Origin of the sequence: Lederbergia galactosidilytica, from assembly GCF_017873565.1 — a bacterium.
Classification (GTDB): Bacteria; Bacillota; Bacilli; order Bacillales; family Bacillaceae_C; genus Lederbergia; species Lederbergia galactosidilytica.
The window spans coordinates 165,536-183,569 of record NZ_JAGGKH010000005.1 but is presented as its reverse complement, the minus strand read 5'-3'; the positions used below and the strand labels follow the sequence as shown (position 1 = coordinate 183,569).

Below are 18,034 nucleotides of genomic sequence, written 5' to 3'. Positions count from 1 at the left end.
CATTATTTTTAGTAAAGGAGTTTATCGGCATGCTGGATATCGATTATGGCTACTATCTCATAAGTCTCCTCATTCTAACAGGGATTATCATCCTTCTATTAGACGTGAAGTCCTATTCAAGAAACAATCAGAAGAAGGAAAAAAAAGTTGCACTTTTTTTGGGTTGGGGAAATATTGTCTTAGGCTCGGCCTTCTATATAGTAAGTTGGGTTTATCAAAGATGGTTTTGGTAAACAAGGTTTTGTCCGCACCAATGCTTTCCTCGGTTATTTGGGCTTATAGAAGCCTGTTATACGACCGTTCCTTTGGATTTCCTGCGTTTCCGGGCTTATAGAACCTTGCTATGCGACCGTTTCATTGGATTTCCTGTGTTTCCGGGCTTAAAGAAGCCTGCTATGCGACCGTTCCTTTGGATTTCCTGTGTTTCCGGGCTTATAGAACCCTGCTATGCGACCGTTCCATTGAATTTCCTGTGTTTCCGGGCTTATAGAAGCCTGTTATGCGACCGTTCCATTGAATTTCCTGTGTTTCCGGGCTTATTGAACCTTGCTATGCGACCGTTCCTTTGGATTTCCTGTGTTTCCGGGCTTATAAAACCTTGCTATGCGACCGTTCCTTTGGATTTCCTGTGTTTCCGGGCTTATTGAACCTTGCTTCGATAGCTTCCCTACGTTTTTCGGCATATAGACTCAGCTATGCGACCGTTTCTGAATCCGTTCCTAACTCTTTACCGCGGTTCACTTTAGCCTGCTAAGGGTGACGATAAAGTTGAAATGATAATAGGAATACGTTACGTTATTTTAACAAACTACTTTAACAACATAGGTGTGATAATTTTGGCGATAAAGCAACAAAAAACATGGTTGTTCGTCCTAACCATTGGTTTAGGCACGTTACTCAATCCTCTTAACTCATCGATGATTTCAGTTGCGTTAACCCGGATGCAACATGAGTTTGCTCTAACGTTCGCTGATGCCTCTTGGCTAATTTCTGTTTTTTACATAGCAAGCGCCGCTGGACAGCCAGTTATGGGAAAATTAAGTGATATGTTCGGACCGAAAAAATTATTTTTAGCCGGATTATTGCTTGTTGCATGTTCCGCATTCCTTGCACCCTTTTCACCTAACTTCCCCTTTTTACTTGGTTGCCGTGCCTTAATGGCAATCGGCAGTTCGACCTTATTTCCAAGTGGAATGAGTATGGTGCGCACACATATTACAGATGGACAAGCGAAAGCATTAGCTACTCTATCCATCTTCGCTTCAACCTCTGCTGCTTTCGGACCTTCCATTGGAGGTTTTTTAATTGAGAGTTGGGACTGGCCATCAATTTTCGTTGTTAATTTCCCTTTTATTCTCGCTGCTTTTATAATGGCTATTTTTATTTTGCCAAACAGCTCTCAAAGTAAGATTGAATTGGGACGTATTGATTTTATTGGCATTGCCTTATTTATTTTTACAATTATTGGATTGATATTATTCCTCCTGTCATTAGAAAATAAGATTCACTGGTGGGCGTTAGGAATTTTCCTATTGGGAGCACTTAGCTTTTACCAATACGAAAAACGGCAGAAAGAACCCTTTATTGATCTACTGTCTTTAAAAAGAAATCCAACTGTTTCCTTAATTTATCTACAATTTATCAGCATTAACTTGGTGTATTATTGTTATTTCTTTGGTTTTCCAACCTTTTTACAGCAAGTTCACCATTATAGCGAAAGGAATACCGGTTTGATTATGTTGGCTCTTGCCGGAGCTGGCGTCATTATTGCCCCCTTAGCGGGGAGAATGATCGATCAACATGGAGCCAAACGGCCCTTGATTGTGGGGGCGACCATTCTATTTATCGGAACAGCTTTATTGCTAACTTTACAAGAAAACTCTTCACTTTTATGGCTAGTTATTATTATGGCTGTGTTAGGGATGAGTAATGGATTCAACAATATTTCTATGCAAACGGCGTTATATGAACATGTACGACCGGAGGACACTGGCTCTGCTTCAGGGCTGTTTCAAACGAGTCGTTATCTTGGTTCAATTCTATCCTCTAGCTTACTTGGCATTGCCTTTAATCGCCATTTAGATACACAACATTTACACAATGTCGCACTGATTTGTTTAATCTTTTGTTTGTTGGTTGTTATACTTGCGATTCGATTACCAAGTCGCCAGCATCGTATTCATCATTAATCCCTCTCCCTCTTTCCTTTTCAAAAAGCATTCTCTACAATAAATGTAAGATGTTAATAGGGAAAGGGGAAAAAGAAATGCATGAAAACTCAGATGTGAACGCTTATTTAGAACGAATTGGCTTTAAGGGGGCATTCGATAACAGTGCTCAAACACTTGCCGAACTTCAACATTGCCATTTACATACAGTTCCGTATGAAAATTTGGATATCTTGCAAAAAGTCCCGTTATCATTAGAAATACCTGATTTGTATGAAAAAATCGTGGTCCGACAAAGGGGTGGCTATTGTTTCGAACTTAACGCTCTCTTTAGCTGGCTATTGCGTCAATTAGGCTTTTCTGTAACAGATTACTTCGCTCGTTTTTGGCGAGATGAGCCAAATCTACCTCCGAAGCGACGCCACCATGTACTAAAAGTAGAAGCCGAAGGAAAATCCTATTTATGTGATGTCGGTGTTGGTGGCATTGTCCCAAGAAGACCAATTGAAATGGTAGAAGGATTGATACAGACCCAGGGAGATGAAGTATATAAACTTGAAAAAGTTCCAGAGTTTGGCTGGATGCTGTATGAGAAAAAGAAAGAGCAGTGGCGAGAGATTTTTTCTTTCACGGAAGAGCCGCAGCTAGCAAGGGATTATATTATGGCTTCCTTTTGGTGTGAACATGCACCAGAGTCCATCTTCACCAAAGAAGCAATGATAGCCATTCGCACAAAGGAGGGGCGAAATTCCGTGTCAGGTCAGGAGTTTCGTATTTTTACAGATGATCAAGTGCATGCTTTTACACCAGCTTCCTATGAAGAATACAAACAAGCATTGCAAAAATATTTTGGGATTGTTTTACCAGATGAAGTCGATGATTATTTTTAAATACTAGTTTTCCCTAAGGCCTTTCGAACTATTTTTCAAAAACTTTCATAAAAGTCGTAACCTTTCCTCTAGTTATTCGTTAGTTATAATGAATATATAGGAGAGGATGAAGTACAATGAGGAAAAGTAGGTTCTTAGTATCACTGTTGTCCGCTGTTCTCATGCTAGTCTTTATGTCCAGTCCCACTTTCGCTGCTGAGAGTGAAGATGCTTCTATGATTCCAACAACAGGAGAGCCTTCGATTGATCCAAATTACGGCGAAGGAACGATCAAAACTCCTGGGATTCAACTTTTTGCCAATCAATATTTAGCCGGTGGCAAAAGCACCATTAGTCGTTCAGGAAGTACCGTAACCGTTAGCGGTAATACAACGGCACGGACATCTGTTGATGTTATTGGTGTGAGAATTACCCTACAGAAATGGGACGCCAAAAAAGGAACTTGGATCAATCTTTCCAATTTAGGAGAATATAAGTCTTATGGCTCCACTTTTGTTGCAGGGAGCCAAAAGGTTACCGTATCTAAAGGAAGATATCGGACTTCTAACTTCCATTGGATACAGAAAGGCGGTAAATTAGAAAACGCCTCTAGTGTTTCAACCTATATCGAAGTGAAATAACAATAAGAAATTAGATAGAAGAGATAGAAGAACTAGTAATGGGGGATTTTCTCATACTAGTTCTTTTTCTTGTTGGTCAAAGTATTCCTCCCTTTATACTGTAACTCCGTCAATATGTAAACTAGTATCCCCCCACTAGTTCTTTGTAGAGGGGGGCTGTTTCACCTAATTCATTGATTCCGCAATTTTTATGATTTCCTGTTTTGGCAAATTTCCGCTTATAGAATAATACATTTGGTCCTCCTTCACCCAGAATAACTCGACGAAATTATCTTGGAATGTTAGTAGCTTTGCCTGTTGTCCATTCACAATGATATTTTCAACTTGAGTGTCTTCCATGTCGGACACCATTCCCATACCAAAGGCTTCACCAGCTACTTGCTGATCAATCAGAAAACCACCGTCGTCGCCTTCATAATGCAAATAAATTTCTCGACTTAATTCCTGCTCTCCCTTCATAACGGTCACATTTTCAAAATGATAGGCTTTCGGTATATAAGTAGGCACCAGAATTGGAAATGTGGTTTCCCGCTGTGCTTCTTGCAAATCCATTTGTAAAGATACTACTTCAGATTCCACTACCACTGGACCTGCTTCTGAGTTCATTCCTGATCCTTGGGGTGGGTCTGAAAAACCAGTATCCTCTCCCACTTTCACAAATAAATGAACCATTTTCCCTTGAACCTTTTGAAAAAATTGGGTTAGTGTTGGGGACGCAAACCCTTGGGTGGTTGAGAACAGAGTGGCGGAAGCCAGAATAACAAGAATGGATGCCGCATACATCCATACCTTTTTAAGGCTTCTTGGATAACGAGCAGGGTGTTTCTTTCTTGCCCCGTCCATTTTTCCCCATGCCTCTTCTGAAGTATACATTGGTGTTGGTGTCTGTTCCATTCCTTCATGGATCGCTTCTTTGATTAGTTGGTCTAGCATGTCATTTTTTTCTTCACTCAAAATGATCACCATCCCTAAACTCATCATAATTTTGCAATTCTTTTCTTAACTTCTTTTTCGCCCGATGAAGACGAGATTTCACCGCACCAGGACTAATATTTAACAAATCTGCGATTTCCTCCTCCTTTAAATCGTACTCAAATTTCAGTAGTAGCACTTCTTTATAAATTGGTGGTCTTAGTACAGAAATGCATTGTTTAATCAACTGCTTTAGCATTCGTCTTTCCACTTTTCCCTCTACAGGAGAGCCAGAGTGGTTACAGTTGAAATTTCTATCTAATATATAGACGTCATCTGTTAGATAATCGTTTCGCTTTTTTATTTTTCTTATATGATCAATCGCCGTTCGTGTAGCAATCGTCACAAGCCATGCTTTCATTTTGGTTCCACTTTTTAGTTTATGTAAATTTCGAAACGCTTTAATAAAGGCATCCTGTGTAAGATCCTCAGCAAGGTATGGATCTTTGACCATAAAAAATACAGCCTTATAAACATCTTCATAATGCGTTTGAAAAATAAGTTTTTCATCATCAGCTTGTGTCTTTAGCTGTTGACTTTTTTCCTCAGGCAACATTTCCCCTCCCAACCAAACTACCAACATCTCTACTAATTTTCAGACTATATGGATCTATGTAAATACTATCATAATTAGCGTAATAGCGTTTGGTGAATTCGGACATTTTTCCACCTATTTTGGATAATTCACTAGATGACTTTACACTTTCTTAATTCTTGTAGCCACTACATAGTATTCATAAAGAATAGAGTGAATTTAGTAAAATAGTAAACAATTATGAAAGGAATCTTAGTACCAAGCATGGCAAAGTATAAAGGAGTATCTTTTGTTCATATACAGTTTGAACGAAGCCACTTAGTTCCATAACTGAAGTGTATTCCCCAATTTACCCCTATGCAAAAAAAGACTGGCACAGCGTCTTGCTGACCAATCTTTTTTTGTTCTTCCCTGCTTATAAGTTCCGAATCCACACTCCGGCCATGTCAATCCAGTTTTGGCATTCTTCTTGGATACCAAAATTGTTCTGGACATTCATACTCTCTTCATTTGCAAGGGAGAGACCATGTCCCCCGCTCGGATAAATATGGAGCTCGAAGGGGATGTTGTGTTTCCTTAAAGCGACCGCAAAAAGCATGGAATTTTCCACTGGGACACTAGCATCCTCAAAAGTATGCCAAAGAAATGTAGGAGGTGTTTGATTATTCACTTGCTTTTCCAATGAAAGTCTTTCTCGCAACTCTTCCTGCTGATCCCCTAGTAAGGCTTGAAATGACCCTTGATGGGCATGGACACCTGAGGAAATCACAGGGTAACTCAAAATAAGGCCATTTGGTTTGTAAGCGTCCTTGTCAAATTTTACCCTTTCGGCTAGAAATTCTCTCTCCCAAAAAACACCAAGGCTTGCGGCTAAATGGCCACCTGCGGAAAAACCAGTAACAATCACTTTATTTGCATCGATATTCCACTCTTCGGCCCTATTTCTTACATAAGCTACTGCCGTCGCAAGTTCGGTTAAGGCTGTTGGGAAGGTCGCAGGTTGTACGCTGTATCTTAAAATAAAGACATGAAACCCCATTGCATTCATTTGAATCGCCACAGGTTCTGCCTCACGATCAGATGTCGTAACATATCCTCCGCCTGGGCAAATGATAACAGCTGGCCTTTTTCGATTTTGGTCAATTTCTGGTGAATTGTCCAACACATATGTGTAAAGCTTTGCTTCTGATTGCTCGGTCTGAATTTGAATCACTTCATGGATCAATGCACAACACCCCTACTTCTTTTCCTAAAAGTATACTCCGAATGGGAATTTTTTTAAAGTTGAAAAAATGATATCAACTTGGAGTAAGTCCAATTCTTGACCAAACCTGATCGCTAGCATTCCTATCGACTTCGCTGCTTCCAACCCTACCTGTGAATCTCCAAACATCACATATTGTTTATAGGGAGTATTGAGCTGATCTGCCCCTAAAGCAAATACTTCTGGATCTAGCTTTGCATTGGGATTTGTATATTGAATTAATGGATGAAGTTTACTGTAATCTCGTATGGTTAAACAGAAAAGGAGATGGTAATTGTTGTAGAAAAAAGTTAGAATAGTAATTTGGGAGGAAAAGAATATGAAATTAATTCGAATGTTATTATCTATTGCTTTTATTGCTTTTTTAACCGGAGGCATTCTAACAGGATGTGACGGATTTATTAATCAAGAAAAACCTATCATTAACGAAAATCCTGACCAAGGCAACCAGGACATTAAAGACAGCGAAAAAAATGCACCTCCAACTGAAAAGGAGCAGACTGCCAATCAGGATCAAAAGGATCAAAACAAAACGGATGAAAGGGATAATCCTTATGCAAATGCACCTAAAGTTGATCCAACTGAGTATCACGAAAAAGCGATCCAAGTTGTCGCTGAACCTAACGATGTAGCAATTCTCGTAAATAAACAATATAGATTACCTGATCAGTATGAGCCCGATGATTTAGTCTATCCAGATGTGCCCTTTATTTTCTCCGAAAAAGTCGAAAAACGAAAATTGCGCAAAGTAGCTGCCAAGGCTTTAGAGAAAATGTTTGCAGCAGCGGAAAAAGATGGAGTCTATTTAGCTGGAGCATCGGGATATCGTTCCCAAAGTACTCAAGTAACCATTTATAATAACTACGTGGACCAAGATGGGAAAGAAAAAGCAGACCGTTATAGTGCGAGACCAGGTCATAGTGAACATCAGACTGGCTTATCGATTGATGTTTCAGGTATTTCAGCAGAATGTGCTGTTGAGGAGTGTTTTGCTGATACAGCAGAAGCTAAATGGGTAGCCGACCATGCCCATGAACATGGTTTTATTATCCGCTATCCAAAAGATAAGGAAAATTTAACTGGTTATATTTATGAACCATGGCATATTCGTTATGTTGGTAAGGAACTAGCGAAGGAAATCTTTGAACAAGATATTACTTTAGAGGAATACTATAATGTCGCGATTCCAGTTAATGAAAATAAATAACTAACTGAGTCCATTTCATAATTGCTTATTGATGATCAATACACGCACGTTATTGTTAAAGGAGATTGAGTGGTTAGTCAATGTATTTCCTTAACCTAGTTGATTGGAGCGGAAGGTGGCGACTCCTGGGGATTAGCGTGACAGGTAAGATCCCGCGGGAGCATATAGCGACGAGGAAGCTCACCGCACGCCCCCGGAAATCGTCCACCTAAAAACATTGTTCGGATTTGAAGGCTAAAATCTCTATTGTGAAATTGATTCAACTAATTAAATAATCAAGGCCTTTTTGCTGCCGAATCGGTCCATCCTTGTAGATCTGAATTTCTCTTGATCTACAAGGACATCCCTCACCTTTTCGTTCATCAGAAGGGCCTTTTTACTTTATGATTATGAAGAAATGGGATGGATCCTATTTAAAATTTCATTAATGGCCGCTTCACCAGCTTCTTCCCATTTTTGCGGGCGGTGAATATTTCCATCTTGATCAAGCGGTTCTTGAAATTGATTCACTCCTGTTGTTGTGAGTAAGGAACTCTCATCACGATCTAGACCAATGTTTACAACATGTTTTATGACATAAGGCTTATCAAATTGAATTCGCGCATGATACTCATCAAGCATCCCCTCTACAACATGAAAAGGGATCCGCATATAGATGGTTTCTCCGCCTTCGCGCCATAAAATGGAATCGAAATGACCTTTATCATAATCCCAATTCCCTCCTAGACAATACCCTAAGGGACAGAGATGATCCATCATCTCACCATATTTTGCTATTTTCCCTTCAATTTCTGTATCCAATATAATCATTGAGCATCCACTCCAGCATAAGATTGAATACTATTTTTAGCCAATCCTAAAAAAATATACATCCCCTGGTTATCGCATAGAGGGATTTCATTATTTTCATGTAGTAAGTAATCTCATTCTTTTGTATAATAAGAGCAGCCATTCAAAGAGATCCATCCCCTATTTTAGCCAAGATCAAAACGACAGAAGGAGCCGTATTCAATGTGAGACTTTCCCTAACCTTAAACAATTTCATAATGAAGGAGAATTTTTTATGGGGAAAAAGTCTTTTCGTTTTTTATGGATGGGGCAATCTCTGGCGAACATGGGGGATGTTTTTTATATTGTCGCATTAATTTCAATCCTGTATGAATTAACCGGATCCGCTACTTTTATGGCATTACTGCCATTGTTCAATACATTCAGCCGTTTAACAGGGTCATTATTAGTCCCGATACTTATAAATCGCTTTCGTCTTTCACATATTCTAGCTTACTCCCAATTCGGTAAAACCTTGTTATTTATGGGTTTAGCTATTTTTTCAATATTACTATTAGGAAAAGAGAATATTTGGTTTATTTTCCTATTCATCATTCTGATCGCCTTCTTAGATGGATGGGCAAATCCGGTGAAAGATGCCCTTTTGCCAAGGATTGTTCCTGGATCCGAATTGGTCAAGGCTAATAGCTTTGTGGCTAGTGTGGATCAAACGATTCAATTAGGTTCTTGGGCATGTGGGGGGCTTATCGTCGCTGTTGTTGGAGCTAGTCATACGATTTGGCTAACACTTGCTTTATACTATGTGGCAAGTCTATTGATGTTTTTACTTAGCTTCGTCCACCATGATATCAGGGAAGAAGATGAACAAACCAGCGAAAAAGCAGAAGGACAATTCTTAGCAGGCTGGCTCGCCATATGGAAGACACCGTTTTTGCGAGTGATTAGCATAACCGAGATCATTGAATCAAGTGCTAATGTTGTTTGGATTGCAGCGATCATGTATGTGTATGTGGCTGATGTTCTACATGTAAGTGAACAGTGGTGGGGATACGTGAATGCTAGCTTTTTCAGCGGATTACTATTAGGTGGAATTTTAGGCTATTGGTATGCCGATGCCATAGAAAGACATATCCAAAAAGCTATAGTTTTTGGAGCGTTTTTAGTAATGCTATCTACCCTTTTATTCGGTTTGAATTCTAACCCGTGGTCTGCTTTAATGCTGTCTGTCCTATTTGGCTCTTCCAATCAAATAAAGGGAGTAGCCACACAAACCTTTGTGCAAACCAATGTCCAAGAGAGATTATTACCAAAAGTATATGCGGCACAAGAAGTAGCCATTTTAGGTATATTTGGACTTTCGACTGTGCTCTTCGGATTTTTAACAGACCAATTCGGTGCTAAGTTTATCTTCCTGCTCGCAGCAGCATTACTATTTGTATCCGCAATATTGCTGTTTATGTTCAGAAGATTATTTCACTTCAAATTGGCAAAGTAACTTAAAGAAAAGCTTATAAAAGTGATATCGGAGAGATTGAGGCGAGTCTTTCCACAAATGAAAATACCGAATTCCTATGGCGCATTACGATCGCGAAATATATTCCGTGATCGTAATGCGTCTTCTTTGGAATTAACATTTTAATTATGCCCCAGCCACTTTTCTTTTTATTAATGAACTAACATCTTTTCTAAATGTTTGATAGTTGGTGTTAAATTAGCCAAAAAGTAAGCCTCCCGCAATTTACGTGCAGGTGTACTATCTTTTAAATAAGCAGAGCCTCCGTGATGTAACATGGCCGCTTGAACGGCATCAAGAGTTAAATAAGCAATCTCTAAGCGAATCTCTGCAATATCACGCCAAGATAAAGAAGGCTGCTCTAACTGCTGTCTAAGATTTCCCTCTAATTTTGCTAATCGCTCCTTTAACTGATCAGCTTGAATAGGTAAATATTGATTACAGCCATTTTGCTTTTTATTGACCTTTTCAATTGATTGAACCGAAGCATCAACTACTCCAAAACCAAGGGGGATTTGATAAGCAATAAAAATTGATTTAATGGAATTTACAAATTCATCGGCATTCTCGGAAATCACGCAATCATCCGCGATGAAAACCTTTTTTAATGTACAGGCATATGTCGCACTGCCATTCAGGCCAAAATAATCTTTTCGCTCTTTCATCGTAATTCCCGGAGTCTCACAAGATAGAAAGCCGATAATCCGTGTGGAATCATTTACTGCAGCAATAAACCCAAAGCCATGATCCACTTCCCCAAGATTGGAGACATAAGGTATGACGCCAGATATGAAGTATCCTCCCTCAGTTTTTTCCGCTTTTAAATGCATAGTTTCTAAACCGGCAAAATACTTCAATGGATTCGAAAGAGCTGTTGCTCCTAATAAGGCACCTGATTCCAGTTTTGGCAGAATGGTAGCTTTTAAATGTTCGTTTTCCGAGTGACGAATATAGGTTAAGGCTGCTAAGTGGCACCATAGACAAAAAGCAGTCGTCATACATATTTTCGCAGTTTCCTTGACCATATAATACTCGTCAATGAGTTGCTCTTTTTCTGTTCGCCCCTGAGCGGAAAACAACCCTACCTTCCCCAATGTTCGTAAATAATCCTCTGCATAGAAGGCTTCCGTATCGATTTTTTTGACATATGGCTTTAATTCTTCTGCTATTAGTTTTGTCAACGAATTTTTCTTTTTTTCTGCACTTTTCATCATGGTCACCACTCACTTAAACGAATTATTGGTCTTTCTTTAAAATTTCTGTAATCGCATCAATTGGAGCGTGAACAGCTTCACGAGCACGTTCAACAGCATCTTGGTCAGGTGCATCATAGAAGCAGAGACATTTTGTCATATCTTCGCACACATACGTACGCGCAAACTGAACTTCAGGTACTTCTTCGTAGTGAACGGAATTTTTCTTTTTTCTTTCCAAATATTGATCCATTGTTAAATGCTCGGGCAAATTCCACTCGACTAAATAATTAACTATGTCTTTGTTCGCCTTCACTTTCTCAAGCTCTTCACCTACTAAGCGAACTTCCTTCACCAATTCAATCGGTATACTTGAATCCTTTAACACTTGAGTTGCAATCTCTTCCCTTTCTGCTTCCACAATAAAAAAGGAACGAGAAAAATCCTTGGCCACTTGCAATTCGATTAAAGCTGCTTCCTGTTTACCCAATTGTTCTTGAAGCTCTGCCACCTTGCGATCCAAATCTGCCGATGATTGAACAACTTCCGTAAGATTGGATTCCACTAAATATAAGCCCATTTTTAAAACCTCACTATTCTTATTGGATTTATATAAGTTATATTATTATACTTAGTTAGTTTTTTCAACCTAATTAGAAAATTTCTTGTATAATTATTTTAAAATGTGATTCCACCTATGTTAAACTCCTTGTGGAAGTAAAGAATCTGCTTATGAGAGGATGAACCGCTTGCGAATAAAATATAATTTACCGTGTAATATTGCTCAGACGCTTAATATTATTGGTGATAGATGGACCCTCTTAATTATTCATGAAATATTAACTGGCAATACAACCTTTAATGAAATGAAAAAATCATTAGATGGTATTTCTGCCAATCTATTATCTGAACGATTAAAGTATTTGGAGAAGGAAGGTTTGGTCCAATCAACACTTTATTCAGATCACCCACCACGCTATAAATATACACTTACCGAAAGTGGAGAAGATCTGGAACATGTTTTCCATTCCCTTATTCTATGGGGTAGTCAGCATCTTGAGAAATGTTATAAAAGACTTGTACACGCTCCTACTGGTGACGAAGTTGGCATTACCTATTATTCAAAGAAAACAGGTGAAATTGTATATGACCTGGATACAATTTCTATTGAAGAAGGGCAAGATAATTAGATTTTCTAGGGGAATTAGTTACGTGGAACTGTTCCCCAATGCCTGCCTACCCATTGTTCGAATAAACCTACTAACCGATCTAATATCAATCCAATTACTCCAATAAAAATAATACCCGCCAATACAAAGTCCAAATTCAGTGTATTTCTTGCATCCACAATTAGAAATCCAAGTCCCGATTGCGCACCAACCATCTCACCTGACACTAAAAAGATCCACGCCGTACCGAGCGCAATATGGAGACCACTGACGATTGCTGGAAAAACTGCTGGGAAGATGAATTTGACAAATAAGTCCAATCTTCTAACTTCTAAGTTTTCAGCAATCTTTAAATAATCTTGATCTATTTTCTTTACACCAGAAATGGTTGTTAATAATACCGGAAAGAAAGCTGCAATAAAGATAATGACAATCGCAGGCATATCGCCAATCCCAAACCAAAGTACAATAAAAGGTGACCAGGCAATCGGTGATACTGGCCTTAATACTTGGATTATTGGATCCACAATTTGTAATATGCACCGCATTCTTCCCAATAACATTCCGAGAATAATAGCGGGAATAATAGCTAAAAGATAGCCTATGGCAAATCTTAATAAACTCACTCGCAAATGAACCCATAATGTACCATCAACGATCAGAGTGAGTATAGCCTTCGCAACGCTGAGTGGTGAGGGAAGAAGTGCCTCTTCATACCTCCCAATTTGGATAATTAATTGCCAAACTATTAGTAGTAAAATAAACCCGATGACGATATATCCTAATTTTTTCAACATGTCATTTAGTTCCCTCCACATTTCCTAGAAATGATAAATCGACAAATTCATCATACGTAGGGGGATTTTTGGATAATCCCATTTCAATAACACGCTTCCTTAGTTTCTCGTACTCATCTTGCTCAATCCGAAGGTCATCATAAGAGATCCATTGCAATGAAAGATCGAGAACTTCCTTATCAACTTTCATGTAGTACAAATAGGCTTCGTAAACTTCTGAACTTCTGCTATCTGCAATATTTCCGGCGTTTGCGTATTGTTCAATGAATGTTTGAACTTCACTTTTATTAGCTCGAATAAAATCATTACGCAGGACAAGAACACAACAATAAGAATGTGGCCATACCTCATCAGAGTGAGCTAAAACTTTCCCTTTCCCTAGCACGACAGACATCGCTCCAAAAGGTTCAGCTACAACATATCCAGCTATTCTTTTTTCTGATAAAGCTGCAGGCATCTCTGCTGGCGGCATTTCCACTACATTTACATCCTCATATTTCATTCCCGCATTTTCCATATATTCATTTAACAATAGATTATGAGTCGAGTATTTATGTGGAATCGCAAAGGTTTCTCCATTTAAATCATGTGCATTATGAATATCATCCGTGGAAATTAAAACATTCCCATCTTTATGACCAAGAGCGACCGCTTTTAAATCAATCCCTTTTTCCTTTGCTTTCATGGCTAATTCGATTAATACAGATGCCCCATCAATTCTTCCTGTATTTAATGCATCCATTAAATCTGGCCATGAACCAAATTTAATCATTTCAATTTGATATGCTCCAACTTCACCATCATGGAGATGAGTATCAATAAATAAAGGTCCTGCGTGGGTAATTGGTAAATACCCAATCTTAATCACTGGTTTTCCATCCACAGGGGTAGCTTGCTTTCCGCACGCTACAATCGTGGGTAGAAACATTAATAGCATAAGTCCTACTACTATCCTTTTCACTTTAAAATCCCCCATTAAATCATATATTCCATTGGATTTTGAATTCCACTTAATTCAAATTCATCTAGTATTCTCTTGCGGAAATAATGAAAATCATTTGTTGTTCTGTCCCGGGGTTTAGATAATTCAATTTTCAAATCCTTGTAAATTTTGCCTGGATGTGCACTCATAATAAGAATGCGGTCTGATAAGTAAACAGCTTCATCAATATCATGGGTCACTAATAAAATAGTAGATTTTTCCTTTTCCTGAATTTTCAACAACTGATCCTGCAAGTGATAGCGATTAAATGTATCGAGTGCAGCAAATGGTTCATCCATCAAAATCACATCAGGCTTCATTGCAAATGCTCTAGCAATGGCGACTCTTTGCTGCATTCCACCAGATAGTTCATGGGGAAATTGTTGAGCATTTGCTTTTAATCCAACTAGTTCTATCGCATTGAGAGCTCTCACTCTACGCTCTTGCACTGATAAATCTTCCTTTTCTAAACCCAACTCCACATTTTTTTGGACTGATCTCCATGGTAATAAATTGCGGTGTTGAAAAAGAGTAATACAGTTTCTTTTAGGGCGAGTAACTTTATGCTCATCTACAAAGACATTTCCACTGTCAGCAGTTGTAAATCCACCAATAATATTTAGTAAAGTACTTTTTCCACAACCACTCTTCCCCAATAATGTAACAATTTCTCCCTTTTTTACTTCAAATGAAATATTATCTATGACTTGGTTAGAAGCCGAGCTTTTGTGAAACGACTTTGAAACCTCTTTAACTTGAATCAAATTTCACACTCCCTTTCGGATTATTATATTAAACTATTCCGATTAGTTTGGTTGGTTTATGGTTAATTTATTATACTCTGTACATAAATATAACTCAATAAGATTTTGCAATTATTTATCAATAGATCTCTTTTTGAGACTTTTTGATTAGTCGAACGCCGAGTAATACTAGCTATTCAGATCGATGTTCCCTGATCATAAAGGGATTATATACATGAGACTTATAAAGCGATGAAATATAAAAAGCCCGCTATGAAAGCGGACTTTTACTTAAAAAATCTATATGTTGTTATGATTAAAAGGACAGACCCAAAAAAGGAAATAAATAAGATCCATTCCAAATGAAAATAGCATTCTGATTTATTTATCCCTTTCCTTCCATAGTTTCCACGGGAAGATCTTCGGGGGGATTTGTGATATCTTTATCCAATCCTTTGAAATAGGATGTTCAAATCCAAGCTCAGAGGCCCAGAGAGCAATTTGTTGACCAGGTTTATTCGCTCCTTGTCCATACTTCTGATCTCCATACAAAGGACAACCAATACCAGATAATTGAACCCTAATTTGATGGGGACGGCCCGTATGTAGATTGATTTCCAAAAGACTCATATCTTGCGCCTCTCCTAATACCTTATATTCAAGTATCGCCTTTTTCCCCCGTGGATCTTTTTCTGTAACGATGTATACTTGGTTTTTCTTCTGATCTTTCCATAAATGATTTTCCAATTTAGCTTGATTTTCTTCAGGGATTCCTCTGACAACAGCAAGATACTTTTTATGGAAGGCTCTTCTCCGAATGGCATCTGATAATCTTGAAGCCGCCTTCGAAGTCTTTGCAAATACCATGACACCACCAACAGGACGGTCTAATCGATGGACGAGCCCTAAGTAGACATTACCAGGCTTCTGATAACGAATTTTTATATCTTCCTTTAATATTGTCAACAAATCCGGATCACCAGTTTGATCCGCTTGCACAGGGATATTTACCGGTTTCTCAACTACTAGCAAATGATTATCTTCGTATAAAATAGGGATATCCAATCTTATTCAAAACTCCTTCTTTAAGGTCATAGGATTACTTTCTTAACATCTAGTTGTTCATCATTTTCTGCAGTATAACTTTATCATTCTATCGTAAAGGATCAACAACCATAAGCAAATACATTATGATTTTAGTTGTGTTTGTAAATATTCCGGATGTTTTACATAGATAAAACCAGATTCATCCTCTAAATACTCTAAAATCGGATCATCGCGAATAATCCGCAAACATTCTCGATCATTGATATGAAAATCTTCAGGGGATTGAATTTCTGATAAATGGAGCGTTTTTACCAAAGTAAACTCTTCATCTTCCTGACTGTCCAAAGAAATATAATAAACCACAATCGGGCTATCTTCTAAAGCCTTTAAAATATATTCAAATAGGAGAACAGAGATTTTCTTATAAAACGTGTGATTTGATCGATAGTTCCCCTCAATAGGTAAATAATTTGAAGTACATCTTGTTTGGTAATGAAGACGTACATGTTGAGAAAAAGGATATCTTTTTTCATTGGCTTCATCAAGATTTTCCTCAAACCATAATCCCGTAAAATCAAGTTCAGAGGCGTAAACATTTTCACGAATTGGCTGATATCCGATTTCTTCCGTCGACAACGGTGCATGTGATGCAAAATAAGCATAATAAGTCATCTACTCACCTCAATATCACCTTTTATATCATATTATACTCTCTTCTTTAAATCTCTTCTCCCGATTATTTATATATTTCTAAACTAAAAATGAGGCAACCGTAGCCGCCTCATCTCATTGTTCCTTTTTCTTTTCCTCAAATTCCTCTTCAAAGGTTTCCTTAACTTGGTTCATTGATTTTCCTTCAATAAAGTAAGCAATCGCTGCTTCACATAAAGCATAGGTTCCCGCAGTGGCAATCGCCCCAGAGATGACACTTCCCGCAACAGGAATAAATTTCACCAATTGCCTTGCTACTTGACGCAAAACAATCCCTGTCGCCACGTTGAGACCTAAAGCGCCCATAAATTCTACAACAGACTTTCTTCCAAGCTTTTGCCCAGAAATCAAAGCAATTGAAGCAATCATTGTCGTTTGTAAGCCAGTAATAATTGGCATATCAGGACCCGGAATCGGACTCGCTCCGATCGCCCCCGTTATACCGGCTATACTCTTTCCCAACCTGCGTGCAACCTTTTTTTGCACGGACTTGATTTTTGATAATTTCGCTAGCACCATTTGCGCCTCATTAGGTAATTGTTCAATTAAATAATCCAAGAGGAGATCAATATTCCAGCGAATATCATAGACAACTTCATCATGATCAAATTCCATATAAGCGGAGACAGGGATGACTTTTACAGGATTGGAAACAGCCTCCCGCAATTTCGACTCAAGTACTTGAATCGCTTCCTGAATATTTTCCTGTTTTATTGGATGATCAAATGGTGGCTTATCCGCTGATTTCGGGCTTAACTCATCGACCTGTGTTACAACTCCAATGATCGGTGTGTCAAATTCATGTACCTCTTGGATTGTCTTCTTCAGTTCCAATAATTGGGCTAAATCTTCATCAATCCGTGAACTCACTTCTTTTGCCTTACTTAAAAATAAAATCGCATCTGGGCATTTTTCTTTGATAGAAGCTTGTACCTCCTCCAAGGCGGTTGCTTTCGAAAAAGCCTCTTCCGGATCCTCTGCCTCTCCCAAACCTCTCGTATCCAAAATTTCTAGCGCACCAGCATCTGACTGATAACGATGCCATTTCCCAGCTCCTGTACGTGCCTTTACATCGCCAATTTCCGCTCTTTTTTCGCCAAATATAGCATTAATCAGGCTCGACTTTCCAGCTCCCCTTCTACCAACAATCGCAAACCTTGCCGGGCGTGCATCCAATGTAAAAGATTTTAAATGATCCAATTCCACATGAATTTTTTCTTTCACTTTTCCCGGAATCTTTGCTTTAGCTAAAGCTTCATATATAGATTTAATCAGATCGTCAATTTGCTTTTTATTTTCTTGTTCATTACTCACCTTATTTTGCACCTCCAGATTCAGATAAGAAAAACACAAGTCTCCTAAAGCTAAACCACTAGACAGAGGAGAATTTCTTATCTATTGAAGAAAATCTTGTATACAAAAATTATCTCTTAC

The 18,034-nt window shown here is 38.4% G+C and carries 20 protein-coding genes; 7 read left to right on the top strand and 13 right to left on the bottom strand.

From position 1 onward, the window contains the following. Nucleotides 1-29: 29 nt before the first annotated feature. The 4 genes from J2Z23_RS07100 to J2Z23_RS07085 all read left to right on the top strand — a co-directional run bounded on the left by J2Z23_RS07100 (nucleotide 30) and on the right by J2Z23_RS07085 (nucleotide 3,678). Nucleotides 30-233 (top strand): CLC_0170 family protein, encoded by a 204-nt coding sequence (locus J2Z23_RS07100; RefSeq protein ID WP_057984481.1) that lies wholly within the window; start codon nucleotides 30-32, stop codon nucleotides 231-233. Between the two features lie 603 nt (nucleotides 234-836). Then, a complete protein-coding gene (locus J2Z23_RS07095) occupies nucleotides 837-2,189 on the top strand; it encodes an MFS transporter (RefSeq protein WP_064468372.1) in 1,353 nt (450 codons plus the stop codon). A gap of 77 nt (nucleotides 2,190-2,266) precedes the next feature. Continuing rightward, nucleotides 2,267-3,058, top strand: coding sequence for an arylamine N-acetyltransferase family protein (locus tag J2Z23_RS07090; RefSeq protein WP_209973559.1), 792 nt, complete (start codon nucleotides 2,267-2,269; stop codon nucleotides 3,056-3,058). 116 nt (nucleotides 3,059-3,174) lie between these two features. Continuing rightward, a complete protein-coding gene (locus J2Z23_RS07085; RefSeq protein WP_057984475.1) occupies nucleotides 3,175-3,678 on the top strand; it encodes a DUF6147 family protein in 504 nt (167 codons plus the stop codon). 165 nt (nucleotides 3,679-3,843) lie between these two features. On the opposite strand, the gene J2Z23_RS07080 is transcribed toward J2Z23_RS07085, so the two are convergent. The 4 genes from J2Z23_RS07080 to J2Z23_RS22780 form a co-directional block, all read right to left on the bottom strand. After that, nucleotides 3,844-4,632 carry a DUF4367 domain-containing protein gene (locus J2Z23_RS07080; RefSeq protein ID WP_165589593.1) on the bottom strand — a complete coding sequence of 263 codons (789 nt, stop codon included), beginning with the start codon at nucleotides 4,630-4,632 and terminating at the stop codon, nucleotides 3,844-3,846. Beyond that, the gene (locus tag J2Z23_RS07075) at nucleotides 4,625-5,203 is read right to left on the bottom strand and encodes an RNA polymerase sigma factor (protein ID WP_057984469.1); all 579 of its coding nucleotides are present in this window, start codon (nucleotides 5,201-5,203) and stop codon (nucleotides 4,625-4,627) included. The genes J2Z23_RS07080 and J2Z23_RS07075 overlap by 8 nt, the downstream gene beginning before the upstream one ends. 397 nt (nucleotides 5,204-5,600) lie before the next feature. Beyond that, nucleotides 5,601-6,410, bottom strand: a complete 810-nt coding sequence (locus J2Z23_RS07070; protein WP_064468370.1) for an alpha/beta hydrolase — start codon at nucleotides 6,408-6,410, stop codon at nucleotides 5,601-5,603. Between the two features lie 24 nt (nucleotides 6,411-6,434). After that, the gene (locus J2Z23_RS22780) at nucleotides 6,435-6,827 is read right to left on the bottom strand and encodes an HAD family hydrolase (protein ID WP_057994395.1); all 393 of its coding nucleotides are present in this window, start codon (nucleotides 6,825-6,827) and stop codon (nucleotides 6,435-6,437) included. Between J2Z23_RS22780 and J2Z23_RS07065 the strand changes: the two genes are divergently transcribed. Beyond that, nucleotides 6,769-7,656, top strand: coding sequence for a M15 family metallopeptidase (locus J2Z23_RS07065; protein WP_209973558.1), 888 nt, complete (start codon nucleotides 6,769-6,771; stop codon nucleotides 7,654-7,656). The two genes, J2Z23_RS22780 and J2Z23_RS07065, sit on opposite strands and share 59 nt — an antisense overlap. 387 nt (nucleotides 7,657-8,043) lie before the next feature. Here the strand turns inward: J2Z23_RS07065 and J2Z23_RS07060 are convergent, their stop codons facing one another. Then, the gene (locus J2Z23_RS07060; RefSeq protein WP_057984464.1) at nucleotides 8,044-8,466 is read right to left on the bottom strand and encodes a YugN family protein; all 423 of its coding nucleotides are present in this window, start codon (nucleotides 8,464-8,466) and stop codon (nucleotides 8,044-8,046) included. A 253-nt stretch (nucleotides 8,467-8,719) separates the two neighbouring features. On the opposite strand from J2Z23_RS07060, the gene J2Z23_RS07055 reads away from it, so the two are divergent. Beyond that, nucleotides 8,720-9,940, top strand: a complete 1,221-nt coding sequence (locus tag J2Z23_RS07055; RefSeq protein WP_209973556.1) for an MFS transporter — start codon at nucleotides 8,720-8,722, stop codon at nucleotides 9,938-9,940. 170 nt (nucleotides 9,941-10,110) lie between these two features. On the opposite strand, the gene J2Z23_RS07050 is transcribed toward J2Z23_RS07055, so the two are convergent. Then, nucleotides 10,111-11,169, bottom strand: coding sequence for an acyl-CoA dehydrogenase family protein (locus J2Z23_RS07050; RefSeq protein WP_338018417.1), 1,059 nt, complete (start codon nucleotides 11,167-11,169; stop codon nucleotides 10,111-10,113). A 25-nt stretch (nucleotides 11,170-11,194) separates the two neighbouring features. After that, entirely contained in the window at nucleotides 11,195-11,731 is a 537-nt protein-coding gene (locus J2Z23_RS07045; protein ID WP_057984459.1) for a DUF4242 domain-containing protein, read from the bottom strand. 160 nt (nucleotides 11,732-11,891) lie between these two features. Here J2Z23_RS07045 and J2Z23_RS07040 point away from each other — a divergent pair, with 160 nt between their 5' ends. Next, entirely contained in the window at nucleotides 11,892-12,341 is a 450-nt protein-coding gene (locus tag J2Z23_RS07040) for a winged helix-turn-helix transcriptional regulator (RefSeq protein ID WP_420795717.1), read from the top strand. Between the two features lie 14 nt (nucleotides 12,342-12,355). Here the strand turns inward: J2Z23_RS07040 and J2Z23_RS07035 are convergent, their stop codons facing one another. The 6 genes from J2Z23_RS07035 to J2Z23_RS07010 form a co-directional block, all read right to left on the bottom strand. After that, the gene (locus J2Z23_RS07035; RefSeq protein ID WP_057984455.1) at nucleotides 12,356-13,117 is read right to left on the bottom strand and encodes an ABC transporter permease; all 762 of its coding nucleotides are present in this window, start codon (nucleotides 13,115-13,117) and stop codon (nucleotides 12,356-12,358) included. A gap of 1 nt (nucleotide 13,118) precedes the next feature. Further along, a complete protein-coding gene (locus tag J2Z23_RS07030) occupies nucleotides 13,119-14,078 on the bottom strand; it encodes an ABC transporter substrate-binding protein (RefSeq protein WP_057984453.1) in 960 nt (319 codons plus the stop codon). A gap of 14 nt (nucleotides 14,079-14,092) precedes the next feature. After that, nucleotides 14,093-14,863 (bottom strand): ABC transporter ATP-binding protein, encoded by a 771-nt coding sequence (locus J2Z23_RS07025; protein ID WP_057984451.1) that lies wholly within the window; start codon nucleotides 14,861-14,863, stop codon nucleotides 14,093-14,095. A 360-nt stretch (nucleotides 14,864-15,223) separates the two neighbouring features. Continuing rightward, the gene (locus tag J2Z23_RS07020; RefSeq protein ID WP_057984448.1) at nucleotides 15,224-15,907 is read right to left on the bottom strand and encodes an RluA family pseudouridine synthase; all 684 of its coding nucleotides are present in this window, start codon (nucleotides 15,905-15,907) and stop codon (nucleotides 15,224-15,226) included. Between the two features lie 123 nt (nucleotides 15,908-16,030). Continuing rightward, entirely contained in the window at nucleotides 16,031-16,561 is a 531-nt protein-coding gene (locus J2Z23_RS07015; protein ID WP_057984446.1) for a hypothetical protein, read from the bottom strand. A gap of 114 nt (nucleotides 16,562-16,675) precedes the next feature. Next, nucleotides 16,676-17,914 carry a GTPase family protein gene (locus tag J2Z23_RS07010; RefSeq protein WP_064468366.1) on the bottom strand — a complete coding sequence of 413 codons (1,239 nt, stop codon included), beginning with the start codon at nucleotides 17,912-17,914 and terminating at the stop codon, nucleotides 16,676-16,678. Nucleotides 17,915-18,034: the final 120 nt, after the last annotated feature.

Bases quoted from the DNA above. Each gene is read 5' to 3' on its own strand.
- J2Z23_RS07090 (WP_209973559.1), top strand. From the start codon at position 2,267: ATGCATGAAAACTCAGATGTGAACGCTTATTTAGAACGAATTGGCTTT.
- J2Z23_RS07100 (WP_057984481.1), top strand. From the start codon at position 30: ATGCTGGATATCGATTATGGCTACTATCTCATAAGTCTCCTCATTCTA.
- J2Z23_RS22780 (WP_057994395.1), bottom strand. From the start codon at position 6,827: ATGCCTCCGGTTAAAAAAGCAATAAAAGCAATAGATAATAACATTCGA.
- J2Z23_RS07055 (WP_209973556.1), top strand. From the start codon at position 8,720: ATGGGGAAAAAGTCTTTTCGTTTTTTATGGATGGGGCAATCTCTGGCG.
- J2Z23_RS07050 (WP_338018417.1), bottom strand. From the start codon at position 11,169: ATGAAAAGTGCAGAAAAAAAGAAAAATTCGTTGACAAAACTAATAGCA.
- J2Z23_RS07015 (WP_057984446.1), bottom strand. From the start codon at position 16,561: ATGACTTATTATGCTTATTTTGCATCACATGCACCGTTGTCGACGGAA.
- J2Z23_RS07040 (WP_420795717.1), top strand. From the start codon at position 11,892: ATGAACCGCTTGCGAATAAAATATAATTTACCGTGTAATATTGCTCAG.
- J2Z23_RS07035 (WP_057984455.1), bottom strand. From the start codon at position 13,117: ATGTTGAAAAAATTAGGATATATCGTCATCGGGTTTATTTTACTACTA.
- J2Z23_RS07085 (WP_057984475.1), top strand. From the start codon at position 3,175: ATGAGGAAAAGTAGGTTCTTAGTATCACTGTTGTCCGCTGTTCTCATG.
- J2Z23_RS07045 (WP_057984459.1), bottom strand. From the start codon at position 11,731: ATGGGCTTATATTTAGTGGAATCCAATCTTACGGAAGTTGTTCAATCA.
- J2Z23_RS07060 (WP_057984464.1), bottom strand. From the start codon at position 8,466: ATGATTATATTGGATACAGAAATTGAAGGGAAAATAGCAAAATATGGT.
- J2Z23_RS07065 (WP_209973558.1), top strand. From the start codon at position 6,769: ATGAAATTAATTCGAATGTTATTATCTATTGCTTTTATTGCTTTTTTA.